We start from the raw sequence: 16381 nt of genomic DNA, 5'->3' as shown, positions 1-16381 counted from the left end.
CACTCTGGCCCAATCGGCTCATACGGCTGTGGAGGGGTGGTAGTGAAGACAGGGGGCCGAAACGGCCCCCTGTACTGTGACCTGATCGGTCGGACGCAGCAGGTTACATCCTCAGATCAACAGATCGAATGTGTCCGTTCCGATCTGGATGTTGATCGAACTCTGACCGCCGCCATCGACCAGCGCCCAGATGATCTGTTCGGTGGGTTTGTAGATCACGAACGCCTCTTGCACCGTGTCATCGCCTGACCGTTCGCCCGCGTCATTGGCGGTATGGGCCAGGTTGACCTGGAAATCGCCCGCCGTGGCGGGGACACCGCCCCAAAACAGCACGTCGCCTTCGGTGGACAGGTAATCCTGCAGCCAGTCCGATCCGTGGCCCTCGACACCGGCATGGAAGAACTTGTCCGCGCCAGAGCCGCCATTGATCCGGTCGCTGCCAAAGCCGCCGTTGACAAAATCATTGCCCGCGCCGCCAAACACCAGATCGGAAAACGCCGAGCCGGTGATCACGTCGTCGCCGTCCTGACCCTGCAGGTCATCAACACCCGCGCCACCGGCGATGGTATCGTTGCCCTCCTGACCAAACACCTGGTCGTTGCCCGCGCCCGCGTCCACGCTGTCATCGCCCGCTCCGGCAAAAACCACATCGCGCAGGTCAGCATCCGTGGCCCCGCCCTGAATGGTGTCATTGCCTTCGCCACCGTTCAGCGTATCGGCGCCATCGCCCCCGTTGATGATGTCATTGCCGGCATTCCCGACCAGACGGTCGTTGTCGCCCAGACCGGTGATCGTGTCGTTGCCTTCGGCCCCGATCAGAACATCGCGCCCCGGTGTCCCCGTCAGGTTCAACGCGCCTGGCGTGATCGGACCTGTGGCAGCGCTGGTGACGCTTTCATCCGTTCCAAAGGTGTCCGTATAGGTGAACACCACCGAAATCTGGCGGCCCACATCGTCGGATGTCAGGGTGTAGGTTTCATTGGTGGCACCCGCAATCGGGGTGCCATCCCGCAGCCATTGTCCGGCTTCGGTCGATTCGTTGATCCCGTCGGCATCCGCAACCCCCGACGTATCCGCAGTGAGCGTATCGCCGCTTTTGGTGCCGCCCGAAATCGTCACGGCCCCGGTTGGCAGATCGTTGACATTGGCCACCGCAACCGTCGCCGCGCTGGTCACGGTTTCAGCCGTGCCCGCATTGTCGGTATAGCCAAAGCGGTACGACATCTGCGCCCCCACATCAGCCTGCGTCAGCGCATAGGTCGTCGACGTCGCACCAGCCACCGCGACACCATCGCGCAACCACTGACCCGACAGGGTCGCCGCATTGATCCCATCCGCATCGCTCACACCAGAAGGATCCGCCGTCAGCGTCCCCCCCTGCTCGGCCGTGCCGCTGATCACAACCGCTCCAACCGGCGCATCATTCACATCCGCAACAGCCGACGTCGGCGCGCTGGTTCTGGATTCGTCCGTGCCGAACCCGTCAGTAAAGCTGACGACAACTGTGATGGTTTCCCCCACATCGTCCTGGGTCAGAACATAGGTGCCAGCAGTTGCCCCGGGAATATCCACCCCACCGCGCTGCCATTGCATCGAGAGGGTACCCAGACCATCCGGATCCGCAACTGCAGACGCATCAGCGGTCAACGTTCCGCCCTGTGTGGCATCACCGGAAATGGTTGGCTCACCCGTTGCTGGGGTATTGCGCGCCACACCGGTCATGGTCAGGGTCGACCCATCGCTGAGAGTGACAACCCGGTCGCCACTACCGGACGCCGAAAAGGTCACGGCATCCCGCTCTTCGCTGGTCAGGCTCGAGTAATCCAGGCTGTCCTGTCCGACCACAAAATCGGTCACGGTGTCATTGCCCATGCCCATTTCGATGACGATGGTATCGGCACCATCACCGCCGGTCAGGGTATCATTACCGCCGCCACCGTTCAGGGTGTCATCGCCACCACGACCTTCGAGACGATCAACCCCGTCCAAACCCGACAACAGGTTGTTTTCGCTATCACCCAGCAGATCGTCCGAATTGCTGGTACCGATCAGGTTTTCAACGCCGGTGAAAGTGCTGCCCGACGCATCGCCGCCGTTTGCAGTGCTGTCTTCGAGGTCGATGACCACAAAACCACCACCTTCAAAGGTCGCCGTATCGTTGCCTTCGCCACCATCAAAGTTGTCGGTGCCACCACCGCCAATCAGCATGTCATCTCCGCCCATCCCAAACAGGCTGTTGGAGCTGCTGTTGCCGACGAGCGTATCGTTAAAGCCCGAGCCCATCAGATTTTCGATGCTGGAGAACGTGTCGCCACGGGCTTCGCCAGTGTTCCTGGATGAATCGCTGAGATCCACCTGAAGCCCGGCGGTTGATTGAGAATAATCGGCCGTATCCGAGCCGCTGCCACCAGACAGCGTGTCTTCGCCCAAACCGCCACGCAGCGTATCTTCACCGTTCTGGCCATAGAGCGAGTCGTTGCCGTCACCGCCATCGATATGGTTGTCAGAGCTGTTGCCCCGCAACGTATCGCCAAACGCCGACCCCAACAGGTTTTCAATGCTGCTATAGGTATCGCCGGCTGCTTCTTCGGTATTGGTCCCAGAATTCGCAAGGTCAGCCCGAACACCGGTTGTTGCGTCGGCGTAAGAGGCTGTATCCAACCCGCTGTCGCCAAACAGATTGTCTCCGCCAAGGCCACCGTTCAGGAGGTCGTCCTGATCACCGCCGCGCATGAAATCGTTGCCGTCACGTCCGATCAGTTCATCGTTGCCGTCCTCGCCGCGCAGATCATTCGCTCCGGTGTCACCGCGAAGCGTATCATCGAACTTGCTACCCAGCAGGCCCTCGACTTCGGAATACACGTCACCGGCTGCATCACCGGTGTTGCCAGAATTGTCCTGCAAGTCGGCGAGCACGGCTGTGCTTGCGTCACGATAGTCCGCATAGTCAGTATTGGCACCACCGATCAAATTGTCCGCACCTGCACCGCCAACCAGCGAGTCATTGCCCGATCCACCGCTGAGCAGATCGTCGCCATCCTGGCCTTCGAGGCGGTCATTGCCGTTATTACCGGTCAGGCTGTCATTTCCGCCGCCCCCAAACAGAATGTTGCTGCTGCTGTTACCGACCAAAGCGTCGGAAAAATCAGAGCCACGCACCTGGCTTATGGACGAATATGTATCGCCCGCTGCATCGCCTGTGTTCGAGGAGGTGTTGCTCAGGTCAACCCGCAACCCGGTTGCAGATGTGGTATAGGAAGCAATGGATGTGCCACCTGCGCCAAACAGCGCATCCGCTCCGGCACCACCTTCCAATTCGTTTGCGCCACCTGCTGACGACCCTTCGCCGTACAGTTCGTCATCTCCAAGGCCACCAAAAATGCGGTCATTGTCATTGCCACCGCGCAGAGTATCCTCTCCGTCGTTGCCGTTGATCAGGTCGCCGTCATCGCCACCTTCGATGGAGTCGTTGTCGTCATCCCCGTTCAGTGTATCAATGCCATCCAACCCAAAGATTGTGTCATTGCCGCCGCCGCCAGAAATCAGATCGTTCAGGTTCGACCCATTGATCGTGTTGCCGTTGGCGTTGCCGGTCAAAACTTCGCCGCCGAAATCAGCGGGTTGCAATTCGCCGTCAATCACGCGCATCTGCCAAACACCGGCCACACCGGTATTGCCCACCAGCGTTTCCAGGTCCGCAGCCGTACCCAGTTGGTCGCCCGCAGCACCGCCGCTCAGGTAGACTGGCAACCCGTTGTCAGTAACCGCACCCATGTGGAAGGCACCGTTGCTGCCCTGGATGTCGAAGTGACGGAAGATCAATTCGGCATCATTGTCGCCCAGATCCATGATCTCCAACTGGAACGTATTCGGCGTCGTGACGTTGTTGGAGAACCGTCCAATATTGTTCCACGTTACGACAATGGAATCGCGGTCTGGATTGGTGTCAAAATAAACCCCCGGATTGGCCCCAGCCGGGAATGTTCTGGTATCCATGTCATCGTTGAACGGAGCAATAGAGAACGGATTACTAAGAAAGGTATTGCTAAAGGACACCTGCGGGTTGGCGGCATTGAATGTAACCCCGCCGTTTGTGCCGACAAACATTTCCGTAAAGGTCTGACTTCCAAAAACAAAACCGGACTCGAAGATGGCAGTAATGTCAAATGGGCCTTCTTCGTTGTCATCCCCCTGCGCAAGCAGAGTCCCCCCAAATGGCAGCAGCGTGTTATCTGTGACGGGTGTAAACAGGCTCGGGTCAACCATTGTATTCAACTCCTTGTGGCAGCAAAAAAATTCGAAAATCTCGGACATCAAAATCAGCCGCACTTAGTCTACTATGACCAACTCAATCTTTGTCCGACTTTCCAAAACATTAACACAGAATGCACAAAAAGATAGAAAATGTTAACGTAAAGTAACCGCTGCCTGAGCCTGCCGCTTGGTGGGCTGAAACGACACGAAAGCCTCCTCATGTCTTCTCGATTGCGGGCGTCTTTCTCGATCAGGTGTCTCGGGCACCGCCGTCAATCTGCCAAAGCAATCTGATCCTCCCAACGGCACCATCGCCACGACAGGGAACTTTTTGGCGCGTCGGCATGGACGGTGGTTTGGTCACCAGGCCAGGATGATACTCTGCAATATGGTACCACCAAGTGCGACAGAGGCGGGATGTACGCATTCGGTCGCCTCAGGAAGCAGCATCCTGACAGCAGCGTCACAATCGCAAAACCGGGTTTCAAACCCAGGTCAGTCGATCTTCGATATTCATACAGCCATAAAAGGCTGCGCGCCCAAAGAGCACGCAGCCCGAGATCGCATTAGGCCAACAGATCGAACTCTTCTCCGGTCGTCGCAACGCGCAAGATCAACTCTGTTTGGCTGGCTCCATCGACCAGGGTAAAGATCCTTTGACCCGTAGGATTGTAGAGCACAAATGCCTCCTCGATCGCGTCATCGCCGGAGAGAATGCCCAGATCATCAACCGCATTTGTAAAGAATACGGTAAAGTCTGATGTTGTGGCCGCAGGTCCAGCAAAGACCAAGAGGTCGCCTTCGCTGGCGTCATAGTCAGCGATCCAATCCGTACCATGGCCCAGACCATCAAACCTAAAGAACCGATCCGCGCCGCTTCCGCCATGCAGCAGATCGTGTGCAAACCCACCGTTCAGGAAGTCATCACCATCGCCACCGAACAGAATATCCTGATTGGCACCGCCGCTCAGAACGTCATCACCGTCTTGACCCACCAGGAAATCAGATCCGGCGCCTCCGGAAATCAGATCATCGCCTTCCATACCAAAGACCGTGTCTTGTCCGTTTCCAGACACCACCGTGTCGTCTCCTGACCCTGCAAAGATAAGATCGCTGTCCGCCGAACTGGACGAGAACGAGAATACAAAATCATCTCCCGCCCCGGCATTTATCCTGTCAGATCCGGTGCCACCGTCCAATTCGTCATTGCCCTCGCCTCCGCGCAGGATGTCTGCGCCATCACCGCCCTCCAGGGTATCGCGGCCCGTGTCACCATCAATGAGATCATTTCCAGAACCGCCTTCGATACTGTCATTGCCACCGGAACCTGACAGCCGATCGTTTTCGCCCAGGCCAAGAACTGTATCGTCCCCGCCGCCGCCGGTCAGGGTGTCCATGTCCGGCGTTCCGGTCAAAAGTTGATTGGTCGCCGTAATGACATCCGTCTCCGCGGTCCCGCCGGTCTCTGATTTGCCAAGCAAATCGGTAAAGGTCACGGATACCGAAATCTCCGAACCCACGTCTGCCTCGGTCAGGGTGTATGTTTGCTCTGTCGCTCCCGCAATCGCAACTAGATCACGGAACCAGGTATAAACAAAGCTTCCAGCAAGAATCCCTTCGGGATCCTCAATGGCGGACACGTCAGCGGTCAGAACAAATGTTTCCGCTTCAACCCCTGTTAGGGCTACAGAGCCGCTTGGCGCTTCGTTCACATCGTTGACCGCGACGCTCAGGCTGGCCTGGGCATCCGGCGTTGCGCCGACGCTGGTGTCATCCACCGTCACCGTCACGTCGAACTGGTCCTGATCCTCAAAGTTCAGCGTGGTGCCCGCCCGCAGGTACAGAACCCCGCCGTCGATCTCGAATTCGGCCGCATCCGCGCCGCTCAGCCCCAGGTCATTGACCCCCAGCGCATCATCCGTCACCGCAATCGTCGCCACCTGGATCCGGCTGCTGGTGTCCGAATTCTCGTCAATGTCGCTCAGCGTCTGCGTCAGTGTCACCGCCGTTGGCGCTTCGTTCACATCGTTGACCGCGACGCTCAGGCTGGCCTGGGCATCCGGCGTTGCGCCGACGCTGGTGTCATCCACCGTCACCGTCACGTCGAACTGGTCCTGATCCTCAAAGTTCAGCGTGGTGCCCGCCCGCAGGTACAGAACCCCGCCGTCGATCTCGAATTCGGCCGCATCCGCGCCGCTCAGCCCCAGGTCATTGACCCCCAGCGCATCATCCGTCACCGCAATCGTCGCCACCTGGATCCGGCTGCTGGTGTCCGAATTCTCGTCAATGTCGCTCAGCGTCTGCGTCAGCGTCACCGCCGTTGGCGCTTCGTTCACATCGTTGACCGCGACGCTCAGGCTGGCCTGGGCATCCGGCGTTGCGCCGACGCTGGTGTCATCCACCGTCACCGTCACGTCGAACTGGTCCTGATCCTCAAAGTTCAGCGTGGTGCCCGCCCGCAGGTACAGAACCCCGCCGTCGATCTCGAATTCGGCCGCATCCGCGCCGCTCAGCCCCAGGTCATTGACCCCCAGCGCATCATCCGTCACCGCAATCGTCGCCACCTGGATCCGGCTGCTGGTGTCCGAATTCTCGTCAATGTCGCTCAGCGTCTGGGTCAGCGTCACCGCCGTTGGCGCTTCGTTCACATCGTTGACCGCGACGCTCAGGCTGGCCTGGGCATCCGGCGTTGCGCCGACGCTGGTGTCATCCACCGTCACCGTCACGTCGAACTGGTCCTGATCCTCAAAGTTCAGCGTGGTGCCCGCCCGCAGGTACAGAACCCCGCCGTCGATCTCGAATTCGGCCGCATCCGCGCCGCTCAGCCCCAGGTCATTGACCCCCAGCGCATCATCCGTCACCGCAATCGTCGCCACCTGGATCCGGCTGCTGGTGTCCGAATTCTCGTCAATGTCGCTCAGCGTCTGCGTCAGTGTCACCGCCGTTGGCGCTTCGTTCACATCGTTGACCGCGACGCTCAGGCTGGCCTGGGCATCCGGCGTTGCGCCGACGCTGGTGTCATCCACCGTCACCGTCACGTCGAACTGGTCCTGATCCTCAAAGTTCAGCGTGGTGCCCGCCCGCAGGTACAGAACCCCGCCGTCGATCTCGAATTCGGCCGCATCCGCGCCGCTCAGCCCCAGGTCATTGACCCCCAGCGCATCATCCGTCACCGCAATCGTCGCCACCTGGATCCGGCTGCTGGTGTCCGAATTCTCGTCAATGTCGCTCAGCGTCTGCGTCAGCGTCACCGCCGTTGGCGCTTCGTTCACATCGTTGACCGCGACGCTCAGGCTGGCCTGGGCATCCGGCGTTGCGCCGACGCTGGTGTCATCCACCGTCACCGTCACGTCGAACTGGTCCTGATCCTCAAAGTTCAGCGTGGTGCCCGCCCGCAGGTACAGAACCCCGCCGTCGATCTCGAATTCGGCCGCATCCGCGCCGCTCAGCCCCAGGTCATTGACCCCCAGCGCATCATCCGTCACCGCAATCGTCGCCACCTGGATCCGGCTGCTGGTGTCCGAATTCTCGTCAATGTCGCTCAGCGTCTGGGTCAGCGTCACCGCCGTTGGCGCTTCGTTCACATCGTTGACCGCGACGCTCAGGCTGGCCTGGGCATCCGGCGTTGCGCCGACGCTGGTGTCATCCACCGTCACCGTCACGTCGAACTGGTCCTGATCCTCAAAGTTCAGCGTGGTGCCCGCCCGCAGGTACAGAACCCCGCCGTCGATCTCGAATTCGGCCGCATCCGCGCCGCTCAGCCCCAGGTCATTGACCCCCAGCGCATCATCCGTCACCGCAATCGTCGCCACCTGGATCCGGCTGCTGGTGTCCGAATTCTCGTCAATGTCGCTCAGCGTCTGCGTCAGCGTCACCGCCGTTGGCGCTTCGTTCACATCGTTGACCGCGACGCTCAGGCTGGCCTGGGCATCCGGCGTTGCGCCGACGCTGGTGTCATCCACCGTCACCGTCACGTCGAACTGGTCCTGATCCTCAAAGTTCAGCGTGGTGCCCGCCCGCAGGTACAGAACCCCGCCGTCGATCTCGAATTCGGCCGCATCCGCGCCGCTCAGCCCCAGGTCATTGACCCCCAGCGCATCATCCGTCACCGCAATCGTCGCCACCTGGATCCGGCTGCTGGTGTCCGAATTCTCGTCAATGTCGCTCAGCGTCTGCGTCAGTGTCACCGCCGTTGGCGCTTCGTTCACATCGTTGACCGCGACGCTCAGGCTGGCCTGGGCATCCGGCGTTGCGCCGACGCTGGTGTCATCCACCGTCACCGTCACGTCGAACTGGTCCTGATCCTCAAAGTTCAGCGTGGTGCCCGCCCGCAGGTACAGAACCCCGCCGTCGATCTCGAATTCGGCCGCATCCGCGCCGCTCAGCCCCAGGTCATTGACCCCCAGCGCATCATCCGTCACCGCAATCGTCGCCACCTGGATCCGGCTGCTGGTGTCCGAATTCTCGTCAATGTCGCTCAGCGTCTGCGTCAGCGTCACCGCCGTTGGCGCTTCGTTCACATCGTTGACCGCGACGCTCAGGCTGGCCTGGGCATCCGGCGTTGCGCCGACGCTGGTGTCATCCACCGTCACCGTCACGTCGAACTGGTCCTGATCCTCAAAGTTCAGCGTGGTGCCCGCCCGCAGGTACAGAACCCCGCCGTCGATCTCGAATTCGGCCGCATCCGCGCCGCTCAGCCCCAGGTCATTGACCCCCAGCGCATCATCCGTCACCGCAATCGTCGCCACCTGGATCCGGCTGCTGGTGTCCGAATTCTCGTCAATGTCGCTCAGCGTCTGGGTCAGCGTCACCGCCGTTGGCGCTTCGTTCACATCGTTGACCGCGACGCTCAGGCTGGCCTGGGCATCCGGCGTTGCGCCGACGCTGGTGTCATCCACCGTCACCGTCACGTCGAACTGGTCCTGATCCTCAAAGTTCAGCGTGGTGCCCGCCCGCAGGTACAGAACCCCGCCGTCGATCTCGAATTCGGCCGCATCCGCGCCGCTCAGCCCCAGGTCATTGACCCCCAGCGCATCATCCGTCACCGCAATCGTCGCCACCTGGATCCGGCTGCTGGTGTCCGAATTCTCGTCAATGTCGCTCAGCGTCTGCGTCAGTGTCACCGCCGTTGGCGCTTCGTTCACATCGTTGACCGCGACGCTCAGGCTGGCCTGGGCATCCGGCGTTGCGCCGACGCTGGTGTCATCCACCGTCACCGTCACGTCGAACTGGTCCTGATCCTCAAAGTTCAGCGTGGTGCCCGCCCGCAGGTACAGAACCCCGCCGTCGATCTCGAATTCGGCCGCATCCGCGCCGCTCAGCCCCAGGTCATTGACCCCCAGCGCATCATCCGTCACCGCAATCGTCGCCACCTGGATCCGGCTGCTGGTGTCCGAATTCTCGTCAATGTCGCTCAGCGTCTGCGTCAGCGTCACCGCCGTTGGCGCTTCGTTCACATCGTTGACCGCGACGCTCAGGCTGGCCTGGGCATCCGGCGTTGCGCCGACGCTGGTGTCATCCACCGTCACCGTCACGTCGAACTGGTCCTGATCCTCAAAGTTCAGCGTGGTGCCCGCCCGCAGGTACAGAACCCCGCCGTCGATCTCGAATTCGGCCGCATCCGCGCCGCTCAGCCCCAGGTCATTGACCCCCAGCGCATCATCCGTCACCGCAATCGTCGCCACCTGGATCCGGCTGCTGGTGTCCGAATTCTCGTCAATGTCGCTCAGCGTCTGGGTCAGCGTCACCGCCGTTGGCGCTTCGTTCACATCGTTGACCGCGACGCTCAGGCTGGCCTGGGCATCCGGCGTTGCGCCGACGCTGGTGTCATCCACCGTCACCGTCACGTCGAACTGGTCCTGATCCTCAAAGTTCAGCGTGGTGCCCGCCCGCAGGTACAGAACCCCGCCGTCGATCTCGAATTCGGCCGCATCCGCGCCGCTCAGCCCCAGGTCATTGACCCCCAGCGCATCATCCGTCACCGCAATCGTCGCCACCTGGATCCGGCTGCTGGTGTCCGAATTCTCGTCAATGTCGCTCAGCGTCTGCGTCAGCGTCACCGCCGTTGGCGCTTCGTTCACATCGTTGACCGCGACGCTCAGGCTGGCCTGGGCATCCGGCGTTGCGCCGACGCTGGTGTCATCCACCGTCACCGTCACGTCGAACTGGTCCTGATCCTCAAAGTTCAGCGTGGTGCCCGCCCGCAGGTACAGAACCCCGCCGTCGATCTCGAATTCGGCCGCATCCGCGCCGCTCAGCCCCAGGTCATTGACCCCCAGCGCATCATCCGTCACCGCAATCGTCGCCACCTGGATCCGGCTGCTGGTGTCCGAATTCTCGTCAATGTCGCTCAGCGTCTGCGTCAGCGTCACCGCCGTTGGCGCTTCGTTCACATCGTTGACCGCGACGCTCAGGCTGGCCTGGGCATCCGGCGTTGCGCCGACGCTGGTGTCATCCACCGTCACCGTCACGTCGAACTGGTCCTGATCCTCAAAGTTCAGCGTGGTGCCCGCCCGCAGGTACAGAACCCCGCCGTCGATCTCGAATTCGGCCGCATCCGCGCCGCTCAGCCCCAGGTCATTGACCCCCAGCGCATCATCCGTCACCGCAATCGTCGCCACCTGGATCCGGCTGCTGGTGTCCGAATTCTCGTCAATGTCGCTCAGCGTCTGCGTCAGCGTCACCGCCGTTGGCGCTTCGTTCACATCGTTGACCGCGACGCTCAGGCTGGCCTGGGCATCCGGCGTTGCGCCGACGCTGGTGTCATCCACCGTCACCGTCACGTCGAACTGGTCCTGATCCTCAAAGTTCAGCGTGGTGCCCGCCCGCAGGTACAGAACCCCGCCGTCGATCTCGAATTCGGCCGCATCCGCGCCGCTCAGCCCCAGGTCATTGACCCCCAGCGCATCATCCGTCACCGCAATCGTCGCCACCTGGATCCGGCTGCTGGTGTCCGAATTCTCGTCAATGTCGCTCAGCGTCTGGGTCAGTGTCACCGCCGTTGGCGCTTCGTTCACATCGTTGACCGCGACGCTCAGGCTGGCCTGGGCATCCGGCGTTGCGCCGACGCTGGTGTCATCCACCGTCACCGTCACGTCGAACTGGTCCTGATCCTCAAAGTTCAGCGTGGTGCCCGCCCGCAGGTACAGAACCCCGCCGTCGATCTCGAATTCGGCCGCATCCGCGCCGCTCAGCCCCAGGTCATTGACCCCCAGCGCATCATCCGTCACCGCAATCGTCGCCACCTGGATCCGGCTGCTGGTGTCCGAATTCTCGTCAATGTCGCTCAGCGTCTGCGTCAGCGTCACCGCCGTTGGCGCTTCGTTCACATCGTTGACCGCGACGCTCAGGCTGGCCTGGGCATCCGGCGTTGCGCCGACGCTGGTGTCATCCACCGTCACCGTCACGTCGAACTGGTCCTGATCCTCAAAGTTCAGCGTGGTGCCCGCCCGCAGGTACAGAACCCCGCCGTCGATCTCGAATTCGGCCGCATCCGCGCCGCTCAGCCCCAGGTCATTGACCCCCAGCGCATCATCCGTCACCGCAATCGTCGCCACCTGGATCCGGCTGCTGGTGTCCGAATTCTCGTCAATGTCGCTCAGCGTCTGCGTCAGCGTCACCGCCGTTGGCGCTTCGTTCACATCGTTGACCGCGACGCTCAGGCTGGCCTGGGCATCCGGCGTTGCGCCGACGCTGGTGTCATCCACCGTCACCGTCACGTCGAACTGGTCCTGATCCTCAAAGTTCAGCGTGGTGCCCGCCCGCAGGTACAGAACCCCGCCGTCGATCTCGAATTCGGCCGCATCCGCGCCGCTCAGCCCCAGGTCATTGACCCCCAGCGCATCATCCGTCACCGCAATCGTCGCCACCTGGATCCGGCTGCTGGTGTCCGAATTCTCGTCAATGTCGCTCAGCGTCTGCGTCAGTGTCACCGCCGTTGGGGCATCATTAACCGCAGCAACAGACACCGTGACCGTGGCCTGATCCGTGGACTGGCCATTGCTGATTTCATAGGTAAAGGATGCGTCACCGGAAAATTCAGCCGTTGGATCGAACCTGACGGTATCGCCAAAAATAGCCACGGTTCCGTTTACGGCGCCGGATACGCCGGTCACTGTGGCGTCCGGGTCCGCATCAGGGTCATTTGCAAGCAGTTCGGCAAAGGAAATGACCGTTTGAGTATCTTCGACGCCAGCGACAGTGTCATCAACGGCCACCGCATCAAATACAATGTCAACTCTTACCTGCGCCGGGAGCGAGGTTTCTCCGTCTCCGTCACTGAGCTCGACCGTCAAATCTATACTTGCTCCGGGCGTCAGAGAGGTATTCTGATACCGAACCGCGTCCAGAATTTGGTTAACAATCGATGGTGTTACCAAAGCCGACGTAAAGTCGATCTGAAGAGGCGAGCCGTCACTGCCATCGCTCACGATCGTACCGAGGTTACCGAGCGCGTGAAACAACTGATCGCCAGCGAGAATAAACGGTGGGGCATCCAGAATGCTCAGCTGGTTCTCTGTCCGCACACGCGACTCGACATAGGAAATCGTCAGCGAACCGCCGTCAAAATCCGCGGAATCGCTGTCGGTGACTGAAACAGTCGCAAAAACGGCCTGTGGCGTGTCCAGCAGATCGCTGCGGTTCACGCCAAATATCGGATCCGGGGTGGCAATTTCCGGTGCCTGGTTGGCGCCGGGCCCGGTGATGTTGATTGTTACTGGTGCCGAGCCAGCAGTTCCGGCCTCAGCATTTTCCAGCGTGTACCGGAGCGTTCGTGATAGCGCGGGATCGAGATCGGTCGTTTCAAACGAAATGGCCTCCATAATCTCATCGACCATAGCAGCGCTGACGGTTGCTCCAGTGAAATCAATGACAAGCGCCGACCCATTGCTGCCGCCGGTGATGGTGGCAACAGCAGTACCCGTATGGGAAATCGTTGACCCTGATACAGTGACCGCACCCAGATCTTCGACGGTCAGCTGATCGCCTGCCGGGGCTGCACCGGTATGTTCTACGGTCAGCTTGCTGCCATTGAAATTGGTTGTGTCAGCATCGGTGACGGTGATGGACGTATCAATGAAAGCGGATGCGCCAGAAACATTGGCGAAAAGCAGATCAACCTGCGTCGCCAGATCCGAAATAACCGGGGCATCGGCCACCGGGTCAACGTCAACCGTGAACGTGTTCAAGGTCACAGCACCTGCCCCGGTGTCGAGATCAACGGTAACTGTCCGGTTCGCATCGGTCGGATCGTCGCTGGTGTTCACATAGCCAAGGGCCTGGCTGAGCAATTGGACGTGTTCGACTGTTTCGCCGAAAAAGCCAAAAAACCCTGCAAAACTCGGGGTAAGAACAAGTGGAGTGCCATTGGACCCACCCGAAGCATAAAAAAGAGCTGATACGCCTCCGACAGAAACGCTTACACTTGTTATTGTCGAGCCACTATAAACTGGTGTTACACCTGAAACGCCCGAGGCCGCTGTCAACACGTCTTCGGTTGTTACACCGCCACCCGTGATCGTGACCGTCAGGTTGACAAAATCATCCGGCGTAAAGGTCGGCACCGAAATCTGAGCCTCGTCATCGATCACCTGGATCGGGTCGTTTTCAGTATAGGTGATGGTAAAGTCGGCTGGCGGCGGCGGCGGCGGCGGGGTAATGGCTTCGATCCGGAAAGACTGGGGATCGGTCGTGCCGCCATCTCCATCGGATACTGTCAGATCAACGCCACGTGTGGTTTCAGGCGTGCCTGCAATATTGGTATATGTCAGCGCCTCGATCAGCGCCTCGACAGCATCCGGGGTTGCGTTCGCTCCTGCCAGGTCGACAACAAAGGGCGTTCCGCCAGTGCCATCACCGGTAATGGTGCCGATCTGATTGCCCAGATGGAACACCGCAGTCCCGACCACGGTGATATCGCCCAAATCGGCAATACCAAAGAATTCGTCGCCAACCAGGAAATCGCCTTCGCCATCGCGCAGGCTGGTGAATTCGATGCGCACCGATCCACCGTCGAAATCGTTCGAATCCGGATCAATGACATCCAGCGCCGTATCGATGAAATGCTGCGGTGTTCCCAGGGTGGCAACGTCCAGTTCCACGACTGATTCAAGCCCATCCAGAACCGGGACAGCATTGGCGACAGTAATCGAAACATCCGTGCTGGTTGTGTTGGACGCATTGTCGGCGGCATCGTACACCGTGATGTCGATTGTTCGGGTGCCTGCCCCTGGCATCGAGCTGCCGAATTCCAATGCCAGCAAAATGTCTTCGATAGCAGCAGCATGAACTGTGCCAACCAAATCAATAATCAGAGATGATCCATTGCTACCATCGTTGCCAACGCGAATTTCGCCGATTTTGGCCCGGCCCTCCGAGTCTGGACCGAGGCTGACAGTGCTGAAAATCTCAGTCGGCAACTGAGCTGCGGGTGGGGCCGGCTGAACAGGCTCGACAATTTCAATTCCGAGTCTGGTGGTTGTTCCCGGAACAATAAAACTCACATCTCGCACCGAAAGCTGATCGCTTGGCACTCCGCCACTGGAATAGGTAACCTCGATACGACCGCCCCCAAAGAGGATCGTGTCAGGGTCTGTGACCGTTGCAACCGGGACGTCGCCGCCAACATCGTCAAAAAGCAATTGCGCGCCGGAAAGCAATTCAGCAGACGTGAAATCCAAACTGGACGGTATATCACCAATCGCGGTCGGATCATCGACCGGTGCCACCTGAACAGTGATACGCTCCTGCGTAAAGGACAGAAGATCATCAAACGCCTTGATGGTGATGACTTCGTCACCGCTGAATTCGAATGATGGCAGATAAGTCAAACCGGCCAGTGCCGTATTCACCTCTGCGACACTGCCCGTCACCGTTACACTGTTTGATCCATTGTCTGTCACGGTCCCCGAATTGGCGACGGTGATGGTGCCATCTGCCGTCAGGATCACCGTGACTGCGTCGCCTTCGGCATCAGAAACGGACACCCCCGTCACGTTCACAACGGTGTCTTCATCCGTTTCAAAATGATGCGCCGTGGTCGGGATTACCGCAGGGATGCTGACAACCGGATCGGCATTCGCAGCCGCGTCCGTAATAGTAAATGCGGCTGTCAGCTGGGTCTGCGGTGTATCGGATTTGGTCCAGTTCGACTCGTCCGCAATTGCGGCCAACAAACCTGCACGGGTTCCTGTGGTCGGACCGGAATAGACCAGGTTACCTGTCGGATCTTCGGGATCCGAACCGGCCCCCAAGGCCAACGCGGTATCGCCCTCGGTCAGCCCCAGCGGCACGCCGGACTGGTTAGGATCGCTGGGGTCTCCGTCCGAGGCTCCACCATCGCTTGTAGAGCCCTGAAAATTGGTCGAATTGGATTGAATCGCAAACAGAAAATTGACGGAATCCGCCTCAATGACCCCAGGTGCCAACTCCGTCCCGGTTGCCTGAAAGGCGAACAATTGATCACCACCAGCAACCTTGCCAGCCAGGTTCAATGCCCCAAACAGCGAGAAATCGCCCAAAATGAACGGGTCGGCAAACTCACTAACATGCGGGCCTGTCACCGAATTCACGACGGTCCCCGCCGCATAGTCCACAGAGGCCGTCCAGGCCTTTACCCCATCAATCCCATTGTCGAGAAACTGATTGCTGCCGCTGTTTGTACCTGCGTCGGTAAAGTAAATGACGGTGCCAGCAGCAACATCAGACATCAACACGAACGAAAAATCGTTGGAGCCGTCACCATTGAAGCCAAGAATGGCGACGCCGCCAGCATTCAATTCGGTCATGTTAAACTCTCCTAAAATTCACTGAATACACATGGTTTTCCGCGATGCTAACGTTCGCCACGGAACGGCGCAACTGCTGTTGTCGACAGCTGTGGTTGCAATGTTCAAATCCACGTGTCCGAACAGCAACAGGCCGCACCCGGACGAAGAGCGGAACAGCGATCGGACAACACACCGGGATCGACCCGCTGGGGGTTTTGCCACGACAGCGCCAGAATTCGCACCATCCGTTCGGCCATTGCCTGACAAAGAACACCGGACGACCCCAGGCCGAGATGGCGGACCCAAAACGCCCATTGCCCCGCGGATATCCATAGCATTCTTGAGCCTCCAAATCCGGC

General features: G+C 59.9%; 2 protein-coding genes. Both read right to left on the bottom strand.

Going from position 1 to position 16381, the window contains the following annotated elements; all coding sequences use genetic code 11:
• Window positions 1-111: 111 nt before the first annotated feature.
• Window positions 112-4266 carry a beta strand repeat-containing protein gene (locus tag QEZ52_RS02035; RefSeq protein WP_406647557.1) on the bottom strand — a complete coding sequence of 1385 codons (4155 nt, stop codon included), beginning with the start codon at window positions 4264-4266 and terminating at the stop codon, window positions 112-114.
• Between the two features lie 554 nt (window positions 4267-4820).
• Window positions 4821-16040 (bottom strand): tandem-95 repeat protein, encoded by an 11220-nt coding sequence (locus QEZ52_RS02030; RefSeq protein ID WP_406647555.1) that lies wholly within the window; start codon window positions 16038-16040, stop codon window positions 4821-4823.
• Between the last annotated feature and the right edge of the window lie 341 nt (window positions 16041-16381).

This window comes from Aliisedimentitalea scapharcae, from assembly GCF_045277565.1.
Lineage (GTDB): Bacteria > Pseudomonadota > Alphaproteobacteria > Rhodobacterales > Rhodobacteraceae > Aliisedimentitalea > Aliisedimentitalea scapharcae.
The sequence above is the reverse complement of the archived record's forward strand: the minus strand, read 5'-3'. Positions and strand labels throughout refer to the sequence as shown.

Coding starts and splice junctions, on each gene's coding strand:
- QEZ52_RS02035 (WP_406647557.1), bottom strand. CDS start 4,266: ATGGTTGACCCGAGCCTGTTTACACCCGTCACAGATAACACGCTGCTG.
- QEZ52_RS02030 (WP_406647555.1), bottom strand. CDS start 16,040: ATGACCGAATTGAATGCTGGCGGCGTCGCCATTCTTGGCTTCAATGGT.